This is a genomic window from Glycomyces amatae, assembly GCF_020991375.1.
GTDB lineage: Bacteria > Actinomycetota > Actinomycetes > Mycobacteriales > Micromonosporaceae > Glycomyces > Glycomyces amatae.
The window spans coordinates 177677-194336 of the sequence record NZ_JAJLQZ010000007.1 but is presented as its reverse complement, the minus strand read 5'-3'; the positions used below and the strand labels follow the sequence as shown (position 1 = coordinate 194336).

Genomic DNA, 16660 nt, shown 5'->3' with positions numbered 1-16660 from the left:
CGCCCTCGCGCCGCGGCCCCCAGTCAAGACCATGCCGCGGCGGCATGACGCCCTCTATGGGACATATCACGCCGGAACGACCTTGAGCATGCCGCTGCGGCATGGTCTGTGATGGGAGGCGGCGGAGAGCCCGCCGGAGCACCCGAGGAGTGAGCGCCGTGACCGACCTCGACGACACCTGCGAATCCGACCGGACCGGGGAGCGGCTGCGGCCGTTCCGCCGCTACGAGGTGCTGCACCGGGCGCTCTACTGCATCGACCTCCCCGGCGGGGACGGCGCGCCCGTCCGGTACACGGCCGAGGTCGACGCGGCCGCGGACTGGCGCGCGGTCCTGTACGCGGACGGGCGCCGCGTGGGCGGGAAGGACCTGCCCGCGCGCTTCGCCGTCCCCGGCGGGGCCATCGAGGTCGACTCCTCCCTCTACGGGATCAGCCGCGTCCACTTCGTGTCCGCCGACGGCCGGGAGCGGCGGCTCGCGCCGGTGCGCGGGACCCTCGAGGACGTGCGCGGCCGCTTCGCGCGCCGCCACCCGCGCTGGAGTCGGATGATCGGCCGGGCGGCGGTCGCGGTCCTGCTGGTGAACCTCGCGGTGGCGGCGCCCCAGGCGCTGGAGCTGGTCACCGAGCTGCCGAGGGTCGCCGAGCGGTTCGGGACGTTCACCTCGCCGGTCCGGCTGCCGTGGTGGCTCGACACCGCCCTGGTCCTGGCGGGCGCGGCCGCCGCCGTCGAGCGGGTCCTCACGTTCCGCCACAACAGGCTCGTCGACCTCGAGACGCTCTGGACGAACGTCTGAGGCGGGGTCACTCCCCCGCCGGCGGGCGCCGCCGCGGCAGGCGCATGTGGATCCGCATGGTGGTCCCGCGGGCGCCGGTGTGCGTGCGCAGGAGGTCGACGACGTGGTTGACCAGCAGCAGGCCGCGCCCGTCGATGCGGTCGGGGTCGGCCGGGCGGCGCCCGGCGAGCGGGTCGGCGATGCGGCCGGCGTCGCTGACGTCGCAGAGGAGCCGGTCCTCCTCGGCCCAGATCCGGAGCGTCCCGGCGCCCCCGCCGTGGCAGACGCTGTTGGTGAGCAGTTCGGTGACGGCGATCTCCAAGTCGACGAGCTGGGTGGCCGTCAGCCCGGTCTTGCGCCCGTAAGAGGTCGCGAACCAGCGCGCGTTGTCGATCGTGAAGCGGTCGAACTCCCGCTCGATGGCGGTCCGCGGCGGGGCCTCGAGCGGCCGGTTGTACTCGGCCACGATGCGGTCGGGGTCGTAGCCGTCGCTGGCGCGGCGCCCGGCGCGGTCGATGAGGACCGGGTGCGTGGCGAGGGAGTCGTCGATCGCCCGCGCGTCGAGCCCGTCGAGGTCGTACGGGCAGAGGATGGCGACGTCGCGGCCGGCGAACGCGTGGTTGATCAGCGCCTCGTGCTGAGCGCAGGCGGGGTACTCGTCCTCGGTGCGGGCGGGCCAGACCGGTTCGCCGACGATGCGGACGCGGCGGTCGGGGTGCGCGTCGGCGAAGGCGCGCAGCACGCCGGGGATGATGCGCCCGGGGTTGGCGCCCGCCTCGGTCATGTCGAGCATGAGGACGCGCCCGGCCCGCTCGCCCAGGGCGTCCCGCAGGAGCTTCAGGTTCGGTCCGGGAACGGCCACCGCGACCGGCCCCTCGGCGGCCAGCGCCTGCTCGATGAACGGGAGCGTGCCGTCGAGGTACTCCCGGTCGCCGGAGTAGTGCAGGGCGGGGTGGTCGAACGGATCCTCGGCCTCGCGGCCGGGAGCTGCGGTCATCGCGCGTCTCCTTTGATCGTGATCGCGTCCAGGCCCGCGGGCCAGAGCACTTCCATCATGCGCCGCATGCAGGGCGGGGCGCGGTGGACCACGACCCGGGCCCCCTCGGGGAGTCCCCGCGCGACGTCGACGAGCACGCTGACGCCCCGCATGTCGATGAACGCCAGTCCGGCGAGGTCCACGTGCAGCTCCCCGTGCCTGACGGTCGCCTGCCGCAGCACCCGCCCCCAGTCGTCGTGGCTGTTGAGGTCGACCGATCCGGAGACGTGCAGGACCGGCAGCGGCCCCGTGGTCTCCGTCGCGCGCAGCGGCCCCTCGGGCGGCCCTGGCTCGAGCGGCTCGGACGGGGCGTCGGTCTCCCGCGCACCGTCGTCCTCGATCGCTGCCATCGCTCCACCTCCGTGCGGCGTCGATCCCGACTCACACGCCCCTGGGCCGCCGCCGCTGGTGCGCTCTCGCGGCGGATGCCGCCCGCCGAATCGCGGATGACGCGACAAGGGCTCCCACTATAAGCAGAAGATCCGGACGGCGGCCCGGCCGTCGCGGCCGGGGAGACCATCATATGCGCGTTCGAAAATCATCAGCGCATGCGACGGGTGACGCCGCCTGCGGATGCTGCTACGTTGGGCACACGTTGGAACGCGGCAGGGACGCTGCACTATCGGTACGTGAGACGCGGTCGGACCGCGGACCAGGCGGTCGGAGGCCCATCGGCGGCGCCGGCCCTGCAGAACGGCGATCGCATGACAGACCCGACCCCGCCGAGCGGCGGACCCGACGAGTACGGGCACTTGGCGCCGCTGTTCGCCGAGATGAGCGGCCTCGACGTGGACGAGCCCCGGCGCTCCGAGATCAGGGACCGCCTCATCGTCGGATACCTGCCGCTGGTCGGGCACCTCGCCCGGCGGTACGCCGTCACCGGCTTCGCGGACGAGGACCTCCTTCGGATCGCCTCGGTCGGCCTGATCCACGCCATCGACCGATTCGACCCGGCGCAGGGCGCCGACTTCCTGTCCTTCGCGATCCCGACGATCTCGGCGGAGGTCCGGCGCCGTTTCCGCGACACCACGTGGCCGGCGCGGACGCGGCGTCCCCTCCGGACGCCGCGGCCGGCGCTGGGCCAGGTGCGCGCGGCGCTCGCGCGCCGGCTGGGCCGGCTGCCGACCGACGAGGAGCTCGCCGACCACTTCGGCGCCGGATCCGACGCCGCGGCGGGCGACGGCCCGGCGCAGCGGGCGGTCGCGCTCGACGAGCCGGGGCCCGGCGCGCCGTAGCGTCATCCGGCCGCGGAGGGCTCCCAGGGGACCTCGGCGCTGAAGCTCGCGCCCAGCAGACGGACCAGGTTCCAGTAGTCGTCGTCCTCGACGATGCCGTTCTCGACAGCGCCGTTCTCGACAGCGCCGTTCTCGGCACCGCCGTCGTCAAAAAGCAGCCGCGCCGCCGGGAAGGGCCTGCCGGGTCGCAGCTGGGCGAGTTCGACCAGGCGGGCCCGGTCGGCCTCGGGGTCGGTCCCGCCGTCCAGGCTCGCCGGCGCGGCGCGGAGCGCGGGCTGGAAGGCGCCCGGCTCCCACAGCCCCTCGATCTCGTCGAGTTCGATCGTCAGGTGCGCGCCCGGGGCGGCGGCGGCCGCCCGGCGCAGCATCGCCGCATGCTCGTCGAGGAGGCCTTCGGCGGCGAAGAGCCGGCCGAGCACCGGGACGGCGGCGTCGAGCTGGGCGAGCGCGCGGTCCTTGGCGACGAGCGGCGCGGTCGCCTCGACGACCTGCGTCTCGGTCTCCTCCGGGGCGCCTCGGCCTCGACGAGGTCGCCGCCGCCCTCGTCGAACGCGAAGAAGACGGCGTCGGGGTCGGGTTCGACCGTGACGGCCTGGGTCGAGAGGTCGGCCGGGCGGAACATCGCGAGCCACAGCAGGGGCACGCAGCGCACGTCGAACGCGACGACGCCCTTCGCCGGGTCGAAGCCCCGGTCGGTGGTCGAGGGGTAGAGGGACCGCAGGTCGGTCGAGCAGAGGTATGAGGAGTTCGGCATGGCGGCAGCTCAGCCGCGCCGGTCCCGGGCGAAGGCGGTGAGGAGTTCGGCGCCGGTCGGGCCCGCGCCGCCGCGACCGGGCACGCCGTCGGCGAGCGGCCGCGGCCACACTGGAGGCATGACGATCCGGATCTCGGCCGACTCGGCGCCCGGCGGCGCGGGCCCCAACGAGGACCACTACCGCACCGGCGACGCCTGGGCCCTCGTGCTCGACGGCATCACCCGCTACCCGGACGACGGCTGCGTCCACGACGTGCCCTGGTACGTGGAGCGGCTCGGCGCGGCGATCGCCGCGCGCATCGGCGACCGGGCGCTCGGTCTGCGGGCCGTCCTCGGCGGGGCCATCGAGGCGACCGCGGACGGGCACCGCGGCTGCGACCTGGCGAACCCGGTCACCCCCGGTGCGACGGTCGCCATGGTGCGCCTCTCGGCGGGGCGCCTGGCGTGGCTGGTGCTGGGCGACAGCGCCGTCGCGTGGCGCGACGGCGGCGGGGCGGTGCGGGCCGTCTCGGACGAGCGGCTGGCCCGGCTGACGGGCGCGCCCGCGGTCGAGGACGTCGGCGGGTACCGCCGCTACCCGGTCGGCTACATCGCGGCGGTGCGCAACCGGCCGCACGGCTTCTGGGTGGCCTCGGCCGATCCGGGCGCGGCCGCCGAGGCGCTCACCGGCGAGGTCGACGCCGCGGGGCTGCGGGACGCCATGCTGTGCACCGACGGGCTGACGCGCCTGACCGAGCGCTACGGCCACCGGTGGGAGCACCTGCTGGACCGCGCGGGGCGCGAGGGCGTGGCGGCGCTGTGCGCCCTGGTCCGCGAGCACGAGCGCGGCGACCCGGTCGCCATGGCCTCCGCCAAGCCCCATGACGACGCGACCGGCGTCCACCTCGGATTCCGGTAGGATACGGGAGGATTCATCCCATACGGACGGCACCGCGAGGACGCCTCCGCTGTGGTCCGCGACCGACGCGAACCGCCGACGCGAGATAGACGAGTAATCCTATCGTTTTAGTTGACTTTCTTCGGCCGCGGCACTACGTTGTGGGGCGTGCCCACGAGGCACTTCCCCCGGACTTCGCGAAAGGCACTGCCATGCCCCAGCCCAAGGCGCCCGGTCGCGGCGCACCGAGATCCCTCGCCGCCGTCGCGGCCGCCCTCGCCCTGGCGGTCGGCGCGTGCGGCGGCGAGGCGGCCGACACGAACGCGGGCTTCGAGGACTGCGCGACCGAGCCGACCACCTGCAACGCCGGGGAGCGCGCCGACGGCGGCGACCTGGTGTGGGCCGTGGACGGCAAGTGGGAGGCCTGGGGCCAGGCCGACGTCTACGGCTCCAGCCTGGCCACCTCGATCATCAACCAGCCCCTGCGGCCCTCGGTCCTCACCTTCGACCAGGACGGCGAGATCCACTACAACGACGGGATCTACGCCGAGGCCCCCGAGCTGCTGGCCGAAGCGCCGCTCACCGTCGCCTACCGCCTCAAGAACGACGCGACCTGGGGCGAGGGCACCCCGATCGGCATCGACGACTTCGTCTGGCACTGGCACGCGACCTCCGGCGACCAGGCCCGGTGCGCCGAGTGCGCCCCGGCGAGCGACTACGGCTCCCACGTCGCGAGCATCGAGGAGGCCGAGGACGGCGCGATCGTCGTGACCTACGAGGAGGGCTACCTCGACGCCGAGTGGTACGCCGCCGGGGTCATCACCCACCCGGCGCACATCGCCGAGGCCCGCGGCCACCCGGACTGGCGCACCGACCCGGTCGCGATGGCCGCCTCCGTCGCCGACTTCTCCGAGAACCCGCCGCTCGACTACAGCGCCGGCCCGTTCCGGATGGTCGAGGGCGAGCTCGGGGTCTACGCGAAGTACGTGCCGAACGAGGAGTGGACCGGCTCCCAGCGGTCCACGCTCGACTCCTTGACGCTCAAGTACATCGAGGGCGCCGACGCCATGGCCACCGAGCTGCGGCAGGGCACGGTCGACGGCGGCGCGCCCTCCAGCTTCGACCCCGAGGTGCTCGACCGGATCGCGGGCGAGGAGCACCTGAAGTACTCGGTCGCGCCCCAGTCGGGCTGGTCCCACATCGACGCGAACTTCGACAACCCGTTCCTCGCCGAGGAACCGCTGCGCCGGGCCGTCTTCACGGCGATCGACGCCGACGAGATCAACGAGCGCGCCTACGGCACGGCCTACGAGGACGTCGAGACGATGCGGAGCGTGCTGTTCCGCCCCGGCTCGGCGTACTGGACCGACCAGATCGGGGACGGCGGCCTCGGCTCGGGCGACGCCGACGCGGCCCGCGGCATCCTCGAAGGGGCCGGGTACACCTGGGAGGGCGGGCGGCTGCTGACCCCCGAGGGCGAGCCGGTGAGCCTGCGCTACCGCACCGGCCTGGAGGGCAACGCCTTCACGCCGATCATCCAGGACCTCGTCATCACCTACCTCGAGGGGATCGGCATCGAGGTCGAGGCCGACCCGATCCCGGCGGGCGAGCTGAACTCGGTCCTGGAGGCGAAGGACTGGGACCTCGTCCAGTTCAGCTGGATCGAGACGCCGCTGTTCGCCTCCTCCGCGGCCGACTACTGGGGCGAGGGGGGCCACACCGGGTTCCGTGACGACGAGGTCGACGCCATCGTGGACGAGCTCGCGACCACGATGGACCGCGACCGGGCCGCCGAGCTCAACAACCGGGCCGCGCAGATCTCCCTGGACCAGTCGGTGCAGCTGCCGCTCGCGTGGACCCCGGCGCTGGTCATGCTGAACGAGGACGTCGTGAACGTCCGCGACAACTGGGCGACCACGATGCGGGTGTTCTACAACGTCGGCGAGTGGGGTTTCGCCGAGGAGTCGTAGCGGACCGGCGCCTCCGTCAGCGCGCCGCGACCCCGGTCATCCGCTCCGAGCGCTCCCACAGCGCGCGGGCGAGGCCGGGGTCGGTCGCGTGCCGGCCTCGGGGCGACTCGCGCCTGAGCCGGTGGAAGTAGGCGCCGTCGGCCGCCTCCGGCGCGGTCGCGAGCATGACGAGCGGTTCGGCGCCCTGCTCGGGGGTGAGCAGGAGCCGGCCCAGGGGCGAGCCGATGAGCCGGTTGAGGACCTGCTTCTCGCGGAACACGTCGCTGGCGACGCCGCCGGGGTGGAACGCCGAGGCCGTCACGGTGGTGCCCTCGGTGCGGCGGGCCAGTTCGCGGGTGAACAGGATCGTCGCGAGCTTCGCGGCGCCGTAGACCTTCATGGGGCGGTACCTGCCCTCGGCGGCGTCGAGGTCGTCGAGGTCGAGCGCCGCGCCGCGGTAGGCCATGCTGCCGGTCGAGATCACCCGCGCGTCGGGGCTCCGGGCGAGGCGGTCGAGCAGCAGGTTCGTGAGCAGGAACGGCGCCAGGTGGTTGACCTGGAAGGTCCACTCGTGGCCGTCGGCGGTGAGGACGCGCTCGGGGCGGTAGCCGCCGGCGTTGTTCGCGAGGACGTCGATGCGCGGGAAGCGGTCGGCCAGGTCGGCGGCGAGGGCGCGCACGTCGCCGAGGTCCGCGAAGTCGGCGGTGAAGGCCGGGCCGCCGACGGAATCGGCGACCGCGGCGGTCTTGCGCGGGTCGCGGCCGACGACCGCCACCTCGGCGCCGAGCGCGGCGAAGCGGCGGGCCGCGGCGGCGCCGATGCCCGAACTGGCGCCGGTGACGACGACGGTCCTCCCGTCGAGGTCAGGGGCTCCCTGAACGCTCATGGAATCAACTCCTCTTTATGAGACTCAGTCTCATGTTAGAGCCTGAGTCTCACATATGACAACCCCGGAGCGAGGATTGGTAGGATCGGCCCCGTGAACCGAGGCACCCGCGACATCGCCCGCGCCGCCGTGCGCGCCGAGCTGGCCGAGGCCGCCCTGGAGGTCTTCAACCGCGAGGGCTTCGACCGGTCCACGGTCAACGACGTCGCCGCCGCCGCGGGCGTCTCCCGCTCGACCTTCCTGCGCTACTTCAAGACCAAGGAGGACGCCGTCCTGGGCGCCCTGGAGGCGAAGGGCTTCGAGCTCGCCGACGCCCTGCGCTCGCGGCCCGCGGGCGAGGACGAGTGGGTCTCCCTGCGGCAGAGCGTCGACGGCTTCGTGGAGGAGTTCCGCCAAGACGCCGACCGCGCGCTCGCGCTGGCGCGCATGGTCAGGGAGAGCCCCTCGCTCGCCGCCTGCCGGATGGAGCACCAGCACTCCTGGCAGCGGCTGGTCGCCGCCGTGCTCGCCGAGCGGGCGGGCCGCGGCGAGGCCTCGCTGCGGGACGGCGTGCTCGCCGCGGCCGCGATCGCCTGCGTCGAGCTGGCCGCCGACCGGTGGACTGCCGGGGGCGGGCGCGAGGACCTCCCGGCACTCGTGGACGAGGCGTTCGCGGCGCTCCGCCCGAACTGAACCGGCGACCGGCCCCGCCTCGCTAAGCTCGAGGGCGTGAGCGAAGCGGCCGAAGCGCAGCCGGAGGAACCCGCGAACGCGGAGAGCATCCTCACCGTGATCGTCGCGGGCCTGATGAACCTGGGCATCGCGATCGCGAAGCTCGTCGCGGGGCTCCTGTCGGGATCGGCCGCGATGGTCTCGGAGGCCGCGCACTCCGCGGCCGACACCGTCACCCAGTTCATGCTGTACATCGCGCTGCGCAACAGCGAGAAGGCCCCCGACGAGGCGCACCCGTTCGGCTACGGCTCCACCGCCTACATGTGGGCGGCGCTCGCCGCGGCGTTCACGTTCGTCGCCGGCGGCCTGTTCTCCATCACCCACGGCGTGCACTCGATGCACGGCGGGACCGAGTCGAACTACCTGGTCGCCTACATCGTCCTGGCGATCTCGTTCGTGCTGGAGGGCGTCTCGTTCACGCGCACCATCGTGCAGCTGCGCGACGAGTCCCGCAAGTGGAAGGTGCGGCCGGGCCGGTTCCTGCGCCACACCGCGGACACAAGCGTCAAGGCGGTGTTCCTGGAGGACTTCGCCGCGCTCACCGGCCTGATCCTGGCGGCGACCGGCCTGGCGCTCACCGAGATCACCGGGGACCCGTTCTACGACGGCGGCGCGTCCGTCCTCATCGGCGTGCTGCTGCTGATCGTGGCGGTCCTGCTCGGCCACGCGAACCTCTCGCTCCTGATCGGACGGAGCCTGCCGCCGCGGTTCCGCGGGGCGGTGCTCGCGGAGATCGAGGCGGGCGAGGACATCGCGGCCGTCCAGGAGCTCCTGACGCTCTACCTGGGGCCGGAGTCGGTGCTCGTCGCCGCCAAGATCGACTACCGCGACAGCGCGAGCGGCGAGGCGATCGAGCGCACCAGCCGGGCCGTGGAGGCGCGGCTGCGCGAGCGGTTCCCGATGATCCGGTTCGTGTTCCTGAGCCCGTGGGGCGCCGCCCCGCTGGAGCGCGGCGACGGGGGCCTCAGCCCTCGATGACCTCCTGGGCCGCCTCGAGGTGGCGGCGCATCTCCTCCTGCCACGCGTACGTCTCCTGCTCGATGTCGAGGTAGTACCGCAGCTGCGCCTGCTCCCAGGCGTGCCCGGCAGCCTCGCGGTAGCCGGTCTCGTCGCCGCACTCGGCGATGCGGACGGCCGTGCCGCGTTCGAAGTCGAGCCAGCCCTGGGCGTCGTCGGCGTCCGGGACGTCCTCGGGAGGGTCGGGCCAGGCGCCGCCGCCGCCCTCGAAGGAGTGGTACGGGTGCCCGGCCTCGCCGGCCTCGAACAGGTAGTCGTGGACGCGGAGGTGCCCGCGGTGGGGCTCCCAGCCGCCGAAGCCCCGGTCCTCCAGGCAGTCCTGGATGATCCGGCCCTCGGCCGCGGTCAGCTCCCGGTCCAGTCGGACGCCCTCGTTGTGCATGTCGGTGAGGTCGCCGGCGTAGGCGTCGAAGTCGAGGTCCTCCTCCTGCCCGCCGATCAGGGAGCAGCCGGCGGCGAGCGGCAGGAGGGCGAGGGCGGCGAGGCGGTGGCGCACGGGCTGATCCGATCGTGGGGGGGGCGTTCAACCCATTGAACGCCAAGGGCGCAGCGGCGGCCGGCCGCTGCGCCCCGTGCGGTCTCAGGCCTGGAGCTCGGCCAGGGCCTTCTGCCAGGCGCCCTGGTCGCGGGGCTCGCCGGGCAGGTTCATCTCGGCGAAGCGGACCACGCCGGCCTTGTCGATGACGAAGGTGCCGCGGTTCGCCATGCCCTTCTCCGCGTTGAACACGCCGTAGGCCTGGGCGACCTCGCCGTGCGGCCAGAAGTCGCTCAGCAGCGGGAACTCGAAGCCCTCGCGCTGCGCCCAGACCTTGTGGGCGAACGGGGAGTCGACGGAGACGCTGAGGACCTGGACCTCGTCGGTCTGGTAGGCGTCGAGGTTGTCGCGGATGCCGCACAGCTCGCCCTCGCACACGCCGGTGAACGCGAACGGGTAGAAGACCAGGAGGACGTGCTTCTCGCCGGCGAAGTCGGCGAGGGCGACCTCCTGGTTGTTCTGGTCCTTCAGGGTGAAGCCGGGGGCCTTGGTTCCGGTCTCGATCGGCATCTGCGCTCCTTGGGTGCGGCCCTCGCGGGAGGGCCTCGGTGGTCGGACGCGCTGAACGTTAGCGCCGCGCGACGACCATCCGCGAGGCGACCCAGTCGGGGGAGGCGTTGAGCGTCTTGGTCGACTTGAGGCCGGCCAGGGCCGCCGACTCCTCGACGTCGGCCGGCTCGATGTGGCCGCTCCGCCCGGCCTTGGGGGTCAGGAGCCAGACCACGCCGTCGTCGGCGAGGGGGTCGCGGGCGTCCAGGAGGAGGTCGACGAGGTCGCCGTCCTCCTCGCGACACCACAGGAGGACGGCCCCGACGATCTCGTCGGAGTCCTCCCCCAGGAGTTCGCCGACGGCGTCGATGACGGCGGTGCGCAGGGTCGCGTCGACGTCCGTGTCGAACCCGATCTCCATCACGGATTCGACACCGTCGAGCCCGAGTCGCTGCACGACGCTGGAGACGTCCACCTGGCTGCTCGGAGCGTTCAATTCGTCCCTCCATGGGTGTCGACTGGCCAGAGCGTACCGCCCTGCTCTGCACAGCATATGAGGTACGGCATATGCGGTGCGGCATATGCGCCGCCCGCGCGCGCACGCGCGGAGGAAGGACCGCACGGCCTCCGAACGCGGAGATGAGCACACGTTCACGTGGCCGTCATCTCTTCTGATAGCGCTTGACGCGCGGGGGCGCAGGTGAGCGGCGTTCGAGGTCGCGGGGAGTGTGGGCGCGGTCGCATCAACCCGGGTGGGTCGGCGACGCTCGCGGTAGATTCAAGGGAGGATGGTAGAAAACGATGACACTCTGCTGCCATACGAGAAACCCTGCAAAGCCGCAGTCTTAGAACGAGGGATCGCCCGTGACCACGGAACAGAACCGGCCGCCCATCAGTGACGGATTGCCGACCCAAGTACCGGACACTGACCCGGGGGAGACCAGCGAGTGGCTGGAATCCCTCGACGGCCTCCTCGACGCCGGCGGGCGCAGCCGCGCCCGCTACGTCATCCAGCGGCTGCTCGAGCACGCCCGCAACCGCCAGATCGGCGTCCCGGCGTCCACGAGCACCGACTATGTGAACACCATTCCGGTCGAGGCCGAGCCGCACTACCCCGGCGACGAGGCCGTCGAGCAACGCATCCGCAGCTTCGTGCGGTGGAACGCGGCGATGACCGTGCACCGCGCGCAGCGACCCGGCATCGGCGTGGGCGGCCACATCTCCACGTACGCCTCCGCGGCGAACCTGTACGAGGTGGGCTACAACCACTTCTTCCGCGGCCGCGACCACGCCGGCGGCGGCGACCAGATCTTCTTCCAGGGCCACGCCTCCCCCGGCATGTACGCCCGGTCCTTCATCGAGGGGCGCCTGAGCGAGGACGACCTGGACGGCTTCCGCCAGGAGGTGTCGCGCCCGCAGGGCGGCCTGCCCTCCTACCCCCACCCGCGGCTGATGCCCGACTACTGGCAGTTCCCGACCGTGTCGATGGGCCTGGGCCCGATCAACGCGATCTACCAGGCGCTGTTCAACCGCTACATGGACGACCGCGGCATGGCCGACACCAAGCGGCAGCAGGTGTGGGCGTTCCTGGGCGACGGCGAGATGGACGAGGTCGAGTCGCGGGGCGCGCTGCAGTTCGCGGCGGGCGCCGAGCTCGACAACCTGACGTTCGTCGTCAACTGCAACCTCCAGCGCCTCGACGGGCCGGTGCGCGGCAACGGCAAGATCGTGCAGGAGCTCGAGTCGTACTTCCGCGGCGCGGGCTGGAACGTCATCAAGGTCATGTGGGGCCGCGAGTGGGACCCGCTGCTCGCCGCCGACCACGACGGCGCGCTGGTGAACCTCATGAACACCACGCCCGACGGCGACTACCAGACCTTCAAGGCCGAGTCCGGGGCGTTCGTCCGCGAGCACTTCTTCGGGCGCGACACGCGCACGAAGGCGCTCGCCCAGAACCTCACCGACGACCAGATCTGGGACCTGCGCCGCGGCGGCCACGACGACCGCAAGATCTACGCCGCCTACAAGGCCGCGATGGAGCACGAGGGCCAGCCGACGGTGATCCTCGCGCACACCGTCAAGGGCTACAAGCTCGGCTCGACCTTCGAGGGCCGCAACGCGACGCACCAGATGAAGAAGCTCTCCCTGGAGGACCTCAAGGGCTTCCGGGACGCGCTCGACATGCCCGTCACCGACGAGCAGCTCGAGCAGAGCCCGTACCTGCCGCCGTACATCAAGCCGGAGCCCGGCTCGGCCGAGCACGAGTACCTCCAGGAGCGCCGCCGCGCCCTGGGCGGCTCGATCCCCTCGCGCCGCAACACGGTGGTCCCGCTGGACCTGCCCGGCGACGACGCCTACAAGTCGGCCAAGCGCGGCTCGGGCAAGCAGAAGGTCGCCACCACCATGGCGCTGGTGCGCCTGCTCAAGGACCTCATGCGGGACAAGGAGATCGGCAAGCGCTGGGTCCCGATCATCCCCGACGAGGCGCGCACGTTCGGCATGGACGCGATGTTCCCGACGGCGAAGATCTGGTCCCCGCACGGCCAGCAGTACCTGTCGGTGGACCGCGACCTGTTCCTGTCCTACAAGGAGTCCGAGCAGGGCCAGCTGATGCACGTGGGCATCAACGAGGCCGGCTCGGTGGCCGCGTTCACCGCGGCGGGCACCTCGGGCGACACGCTCGGCGAGCCGATGATCCCGTTCTACATCTTCTACTCGATGTTCGGGTTCCAGCGGACCGCCGACGCGATCTGGGCCGCCACGGACCAGCTCGCGAACGGGTTCCTCATCGGCGCGACCGCCGGGCGGACCACGCTCAACGGCGAGGGCCTCCAGCACGAGGACGGCCACTCGATCCTGATCGCGCACACCAACCCGGCGGTGGTCTCCTACGACCCGGCGTTCGGCTACGAGATCGGGCACCTGGTCCAGGACGGCCTCAAGCGGATGTACGCCGACGGCGAGCACGTCTTCTACTACCTGACCGTCTACAACGAGCCGATCGTGCAGCCGGCCGAGCCGGAGGGCGTGGACGTGGAGGGCATCCTCAGGGGCCTCCACCGGGTCTCGGCCTCGGACGCGCAGGGCCCGCGAGTGCAGCTGCTCGCGTCGGGCTCGGGCATGCCGTGGGCGCAGAAGGCCGTCGAGCTGCTCGCCTCGGACTGGGGCGTGGCCGCCGACGTGTGGTCGGTGACCTCGTGGTCGGAGCTCAACCGCGACGCGGTCGAGGCCGAGCGGCAGAACCTGCGCCACCCCGAGGCCGAGAAGCGCGTCCCGTACGTGACCGAGAAGCTCTCGGGCGCCGAGGGGCCGTTCATCGCCGTCAGCGACTACATGCGGTCCGTGCCGGACCTCATCAGCCGCTGGGTGCCGGGCGACTACACCTCGCTGGGCACGGACGGCTTCGGCCACTCCGACACCCGCGGGGCGCTGCGCCGCCACTTCAACGTCGACGCCGAGTCGATCGCGGTGGCCGCGCTCCAGCAGCTCGCCGCGCGCGGCGAGGTCAAGCCGGAGCTGGCCGCGCAGGCGGCCGCGAAGTACCAGATCACCGACCCGACGGCCGCCGAGGCGGGCGAAGCGGGCGGCGACTCGTAAGCAGCGGAGAGGGGGCCGCAGGCGTTCGCCTGCGGCCCCCTTCGCCGTCCCCGGGGACGGCGAAGGGCGGGAACGCCGCGCGTCCCGCCCCTCGAAGGCCGTGTGACCGGGTCTAGTGCTGGTGCCCGTCGTGGTCGCCGGCCTCTTCGGCCTCGATCTGCTTGCGGACCTCGTCCATGTCGAGCTCCTTGACCTTGCCGATGATCTCCTCCAGCGCGGCCGCCGGGAGGGCGCCGGGCTGGCTGTAGAGGAGGATGCCGTCCCGGAACGCCATGAGCGTCGGGATCGACTGGATGCCGGCCTCGGCCGAGAGCTCCTGCTGGTCCTCGGTGTCGATCTTGCCGAAGACGACGTCGGCGTGCTGCTCGCTGGCGGACTCGAAGGTCGGCGCGAACATCTTGCACGGGCCGCACCAGTCGGCCCACCAGTCGACCAGCACGATGCCGTTGCCGGTCACGGTCTCCTCGAAGTTGTCCTTGGTCAGTTCAACCGTGGCCATGTGGCCGCCTCTCTGTCGACTTTCGGTGCTATTGGGGCCAACAGTAGTGGCGGCCCCGGTATTCCGTCAGACGTCGGTGCGCGGCGCGCGCCACGTCTGGCAGGCTATAGGGCATGGACCTGGCCACCACCATTCAGAACATCGAGCGCTCCTCGTCGGCGCTGACGACCCAGTCGCTCACGCGGATGGACGAGCGCCTCCCCTGGTTCCGCGACCTGCCCGCCGAGCAGCGCTCCATGGTCACGCTGGTGGCCCAGGCCGGGGTGCGGCAGTTCCTCGAATGGCTGCGCCACTCCGGCGACGACCTCGGCTCCTCGGACATGGTGTTCGAGGCCGCCCCCGTGGAGCTGGCCCGCGCCATCAGCCTCCAGCACACCGTGGCCCTCATCCAGGTCGTCATCGACGTCGTCGAGGAGCAGGTCCCCCAGCTCGCCGCCGACGGCGAGGAGGACCAGCTGCGCGAGTCGGTGCTGCGCTTCAGCCGCGAGATCGCCTTCGCGGCGGCCCGCGTGTACGCGCGGGCCGCCGAGACCCGCGGGGCCTGGGACGCGCGCCTCCAGGCGATGCTCGTGGACGCGCTGCTGCGCGGCGACAACTCCGACGAGCTCATCAGCCGCGCCGCGGCCCTGGGCTGGTCCGAGACGCAGACGATCACCGTGGTCTGCGGCGCGACCCCCGGCGGCGAGGCCACGCTCGTCCTCCACTCGGTCCAGCGGGCCGCCCGGCGCCTGGGGCTCGACATCCTCGCGGGCGTCCACGGCGCCCGCCTGGTGCTGCTGCTCGGGGGCGTCAAGGAGCCGGTCGAGATCGTCGAGAAGCTCACCGGGCAGTTCGGTGACGGCCCGATCGTGGTGGGCCCCACCGTGAACGGGCTCGCCGAGGCCTCGGCGTCGGCGCTGGCGGCCGTCGCGGGCCACCGGTCGGCCCCGGCCTGGCCGGACGCGCCCCGGCCCGTGACCGCGACCCAGCTGCTGCCCGAGCGGGCGATCGCCGGGGACGAGGCGGCCCGCCAGGGGCTGCGCGAGGGCGTGTTCATGACGCTGCGCCGCGCGGGGGGCGAGCTGCTGGAGACCATGGACGCGTTCATCGCCTCCGGCGGCGTCCTGGAGGGCACCGCCCGGGAGCTGTACGTCCACCCCAACACGGTCCGGTACCGGCTCCGCCGCATCCAGGAGGTGACCGGTTTCTCCCCCACCGATCCCCATGAAGCTTTCGTCCTGCGTGTGGGGTTGACCATAGGGCGCCTGGAGAACGCACCGGCCGCCCGGCGTTCCCGCAGTTGACAACGAGTATTGTAGATTCCCTACAAGAACCGAACGGGGTTTCAGTCCCCTGACGGCTCCCGTATCCCATGCCGCCGATGCGAAAGTTCTCTTGTGCTTGCCATTCTCGCTCCCGGGCAGGGCTCGCAGAAGCCCGGGTTCCTCTCGCCGTGGATCGAGTCCGACCCCGCGATGGAGCGCCGCCTCCGCGACTGGTCCGACCTGATCGACCTCGACCTCGTCCGCCTCGGCACTGAGGCGGGCCAGGACGAGATCACCGACACCGCCAACACGCAGCCGCTGCTGGTGGCCGCCGGGCTGCTGGCCGCCGAGCACCTGCTCGCCGACGCCGCCGCGGCCGAGCGGTACACGGCCGTCGCCGGCCACTCGGTCGGCGAGCTCACCGCGCTCGCCATCGCCGGGGTCCTCGAGCCCGAGGCCGCCGTCCGCCTCGCCGCCGTCCGCGGCCGCGCGATGGCCGAGGCCTGCGGCATCGAGCCGACCACGATGGCCGCCGTCCTCGGCGGGGACGAGGACGAGGTCCTCGCCGCGATCGAGAGCGCCGGGGCCTGGCCCGCGAACCGCAACGGCGCCGGCCAGATCGTCGCCGCCGGGCCCGTGGCCGCCGTCGAGAAGCTCGCCGGGAACCCGCCCGCCAAGGCGCGGATCATCCCGCTCAAGGTCGCCGGGGCGTTCCACACCCCGCACATGGCCCCCGCGAAGGAGGCCCTCGAGGCGGCCGCCGCCGCGATCGAGCCCGCCGACCCGGTGCGGACCCTCCTGTCGAACCGGGACGGGAAGCCCGTCACCAGCGGCGCCGCCGCCTTGCAGCAGGTTGTGGCTCAGGTCACCTCACCGGTCCGATGGGACGCGTGCATGAGTACGCTTGGAGAACTGGGCGTCACGGCGGTCACCGAGCTGCCGCCGGCGGGGACGCTCACCGGGCTGGCCAAACGTGCACTCAAGGGCGTCGAGCGTGTCAACGTGAACACCCCTGGGGACCTCGCGGCCGCCGCCGAACTCGCAAGCATCGAAGGAGT

The 16660-nt window shown here is 72.6% G+C and carries 17 protein-coding genes and 1 pseudogene; 9 read left to right on the top strand and 9 right to left on the bottom strand.

The annotated features are described in order from the left end of the window. The first annotated feature begins 158 nt into the window (after window positions 1-158). Window positions 159-794: a hypothetical protein gene (locus LO763_RS13580; protein ID WP_230602970.1), complete on the top strand. Its 636-nt coding sequence runs from the start codon at window positions 159-161 to the stop codon at window positions 792-794. Window positions 795-801: 7 nt separating this feature from the next. Here LO763_RS13580 and LO763_RS13575 read toward each other — a convergent pair whose 3' ends face one another. Beyond that, window positions 802-1770 (bottom strand): anti-sigma factor RsbA family regulatory protein, encoded by a 969-nt coding sequence (locus LO763_RS13575; RefSeq protein ID WP_230602968.1) that lies wholly within the window; start codon window positions 1768-1770, stop codon window positions 802-804. Further along, entirely contained in the window at window positions 1767-2159 is a 393-nt protein-coding gene (locus LO763_RS13570) for an STAS domain-containing protein (protein ID WP_230602966.1), read from the bottom strand. Before LO763_RS13570 ends, LO763_RS13575 begins: the two co-directional genes overlap by 4 nt. 354 nt (window positions 2160-2513) lie before the next feature. On the opposite strand from LO763_RS13570, the gene LO763_RS13565 reads away from it, so the two are divergent. After that, the gene (locus LO763_RS13565) at window positions 2514-3044 is read left to right on the top strand and encodes a sigma factor (RefSeq protein ID WP_230602964.1); all 531 of its coding nucleotides are present in this window, start codon (window positions 2514-2516) and stop codon (window positions 3042-3044) included. A 2-nt stretch (window positions 3045-3046) separates the two neighbouring features. Here the strand turns inward: LO763_RS13565 and LO763_RS13560 are convergent, their stop codons facing one another. After that, window positions 3047-3412, bottom strand: a complete 366-nt coding sequence (locus tag LO763_RS13560; protein ID WP_230602962.1) for a hypothetical protein — start codon at window positions 3410-3412, stop codon at window positions 3047-3049. Further along, complete coding sequence (locus tag LO763_RS13555) at window positions 3370-3798, bottom strand: hypothetical protein (protein WP_230602960.1); 429 nt, start codon at window positions 3796-3798, stop codon at window positions 3370-3372. The genes LO763_RS13560 and LO763_RS13555 overlap by 43 nt, the downstream gene beginning before the upstream one ends. Window positions 3799-3916: 118 nt before the next feature. Here LO763_RS13555 and LO763_RS13550 point away from each other — a divergent pair, with 118 nt between their 5' ends. Beyond that, window positions 3917-4696, top strand: coding sequence for a protein phosphatase 2C domain-containing protein (locus LO763_RS13550; RefSeq protein ID WP_230602958.1), 780 nt, complete (start codon window positions 3917-3919; stop codon window positions 4694-4696). 191 nt (window positions 4697-4887) lie between these two features. Further along, window positions 4888-6645 carry an ABC transporter substrate-binding protein gene (locus tag LO763_RS13545; RefSeq protein WP_230602956.1) on the top strand — a complete coding sequence of 586 codons (1758 nt, stop codon included), beginning with the start codon at window positions 4888-4890 and terminating at the stop codon, window positions 6643-6645. Window positions 6646-6661: 16 nt separating this feature from the next. Here LO763_RS13545 and LO763_RS13540 read toward each other — a convergent pair whose 3' ends face one another. After that, the gene (locus LO763_RS13540) at window positions 6662-7510 is read right to left on the bottom strand and encodes an SDR family NAD(P)-dependent oxidoreductase (RefSeq protein WP_230602954.1); all 849 of its coding nucleotides are present in this window, start codon (window positions 7508-7510) and stop codon (window positions 6662-6664) included. Window positions 7511-7603: 93 nt separating this feature from the next. On the opposite strand from LO763_RS13540, the gene LO763_RS13535 reads away from it, so the two are divergent. Together LO763_RS13535 and LO763_RS13530 are read left to right on the top strand one after the other, a co-directional pair. Beyond that, the gene (locus LO763_RS13535; RefSeq protein WP_230602953.1) at window positions 7604-8182 is read left to right on the top strand and encodes a TetR family transcriptional regulator; all 579 of its coding nucleotides are present in this window, start codon (window positions 7604-7606) and stop codon (window positions 8180-8182) included. Window positions 8183-8218: 36 nt separating this feature from the next. Next, window positions 8219-9199 (top strand): cation diffusion facilitator family transporter, encoded by a 981-nt coding sequence (locus LO763_RS13530; RefSeq protein WP_230602952.1) that lies wholly within the window; start codon window positions 8219-8221, stop codon window positions 9197-9199. Here the strand turns inward: LO763_RS13530 and LO763_RS13525 are convergent. The 3 genes from LO763_RS13525 to LO763_RS13515 form a co-directional block, all read right to left on the bottom strand. Beyond that, window positions 9186-9734: a hypothetical protein gene (locus LO763_RS13525; RefSeq protein ID WP_230602951.1), complete on the bottom strand. Its 549-nt coding sequence runs from the start codon at window positions 9732-9734 to the stop codon at window positions 9186-9188. The two genes, LO763_RS13530 and LO763_RS13525, sit on opposite strands and share 14 nt — an antisense overlap. A gap of 84 nt (window positions 9735-9818) precedes the next feature. After that, on the bottom strand, window positions 9819-10283 hold the full coding sequence (locus tag LO763_RS13520; protein ID WP_230602950.1) for a peroxiredoxin: 465 nt from the start codon (window positions 10281-10283) through the stop codon (window positions 9819-9821). 58 nt (window positions 10284-10341) lie between these two features. Continuing rightward, window positions 10342-10758, bottom strand: coding sequence for a DUF3052 family protein (locus tag LO763_RS13515; protein ID WP_230602949.1), 417 nt, complete (start codon window positions 10756-10758; stop codon window positions 10342-10344). A 368-nt stretch (window positions 10759-11126) separates the two neighbouring features. Here LO763_RS13515 and aceE point away from each other — a divergent pair, with 368 nt between their 5' ends. Further along, window positions 11127-13859 (top strand): pyruvate dehydrogenase (acetyl-transferring), homodimeric type, encoded by a 2733-nt coding sequence (gene aceE / locus LO763_RS13510; RefSeq protein ID WP_230602947.1) that lies wholly within the window; start codon window positions 11127-11129, stop codon window positions 13857-13859. 112 nt (window positions 13860-13971) lie between these two features. Here aceE and trxA read toward each other — a convergent pair whose 3' ends face one another. Beyond that, the gene (gene trxA, locus LO763_RS13505; RefSeq protein WP_230602944.1) at window positions 13972-14358 is read right to left on the bottom strand and encodes a thioredoxin; all 387 of its coding nucleotides are present in this window, start codon (window positions 14356-14358) and stop codon (window positions 13972-13974) included. Between the two features lie 113 nt (window positions 14359-14471). Here trxA and LO763_RS13500 point away from each other — a divergent pair, with 113 nt between their 5' ends. Next, window positions 14472-15641 carry a PucR family transcriptional regulator gene (locus tag LO763_RS13500; protein WP_230602942.1) on the top strand — a complete coding sequence of 390 codons (1170 nt, stop codon included), beginning with the start codon at window positions 14472-14474 and terminating at the stop codon, window positions 15639-15641. A gap of 93 nt (window positions 15642-15734) precedes the next feature. Next, window positions 15735-16643, top strand: a pseudogene (locus tag LO763_RS13495) (ACP S-malonyltransferase); the annotation flags it as partial. Window positions 16644-16660: the final 17 nt, after the last annotated feature.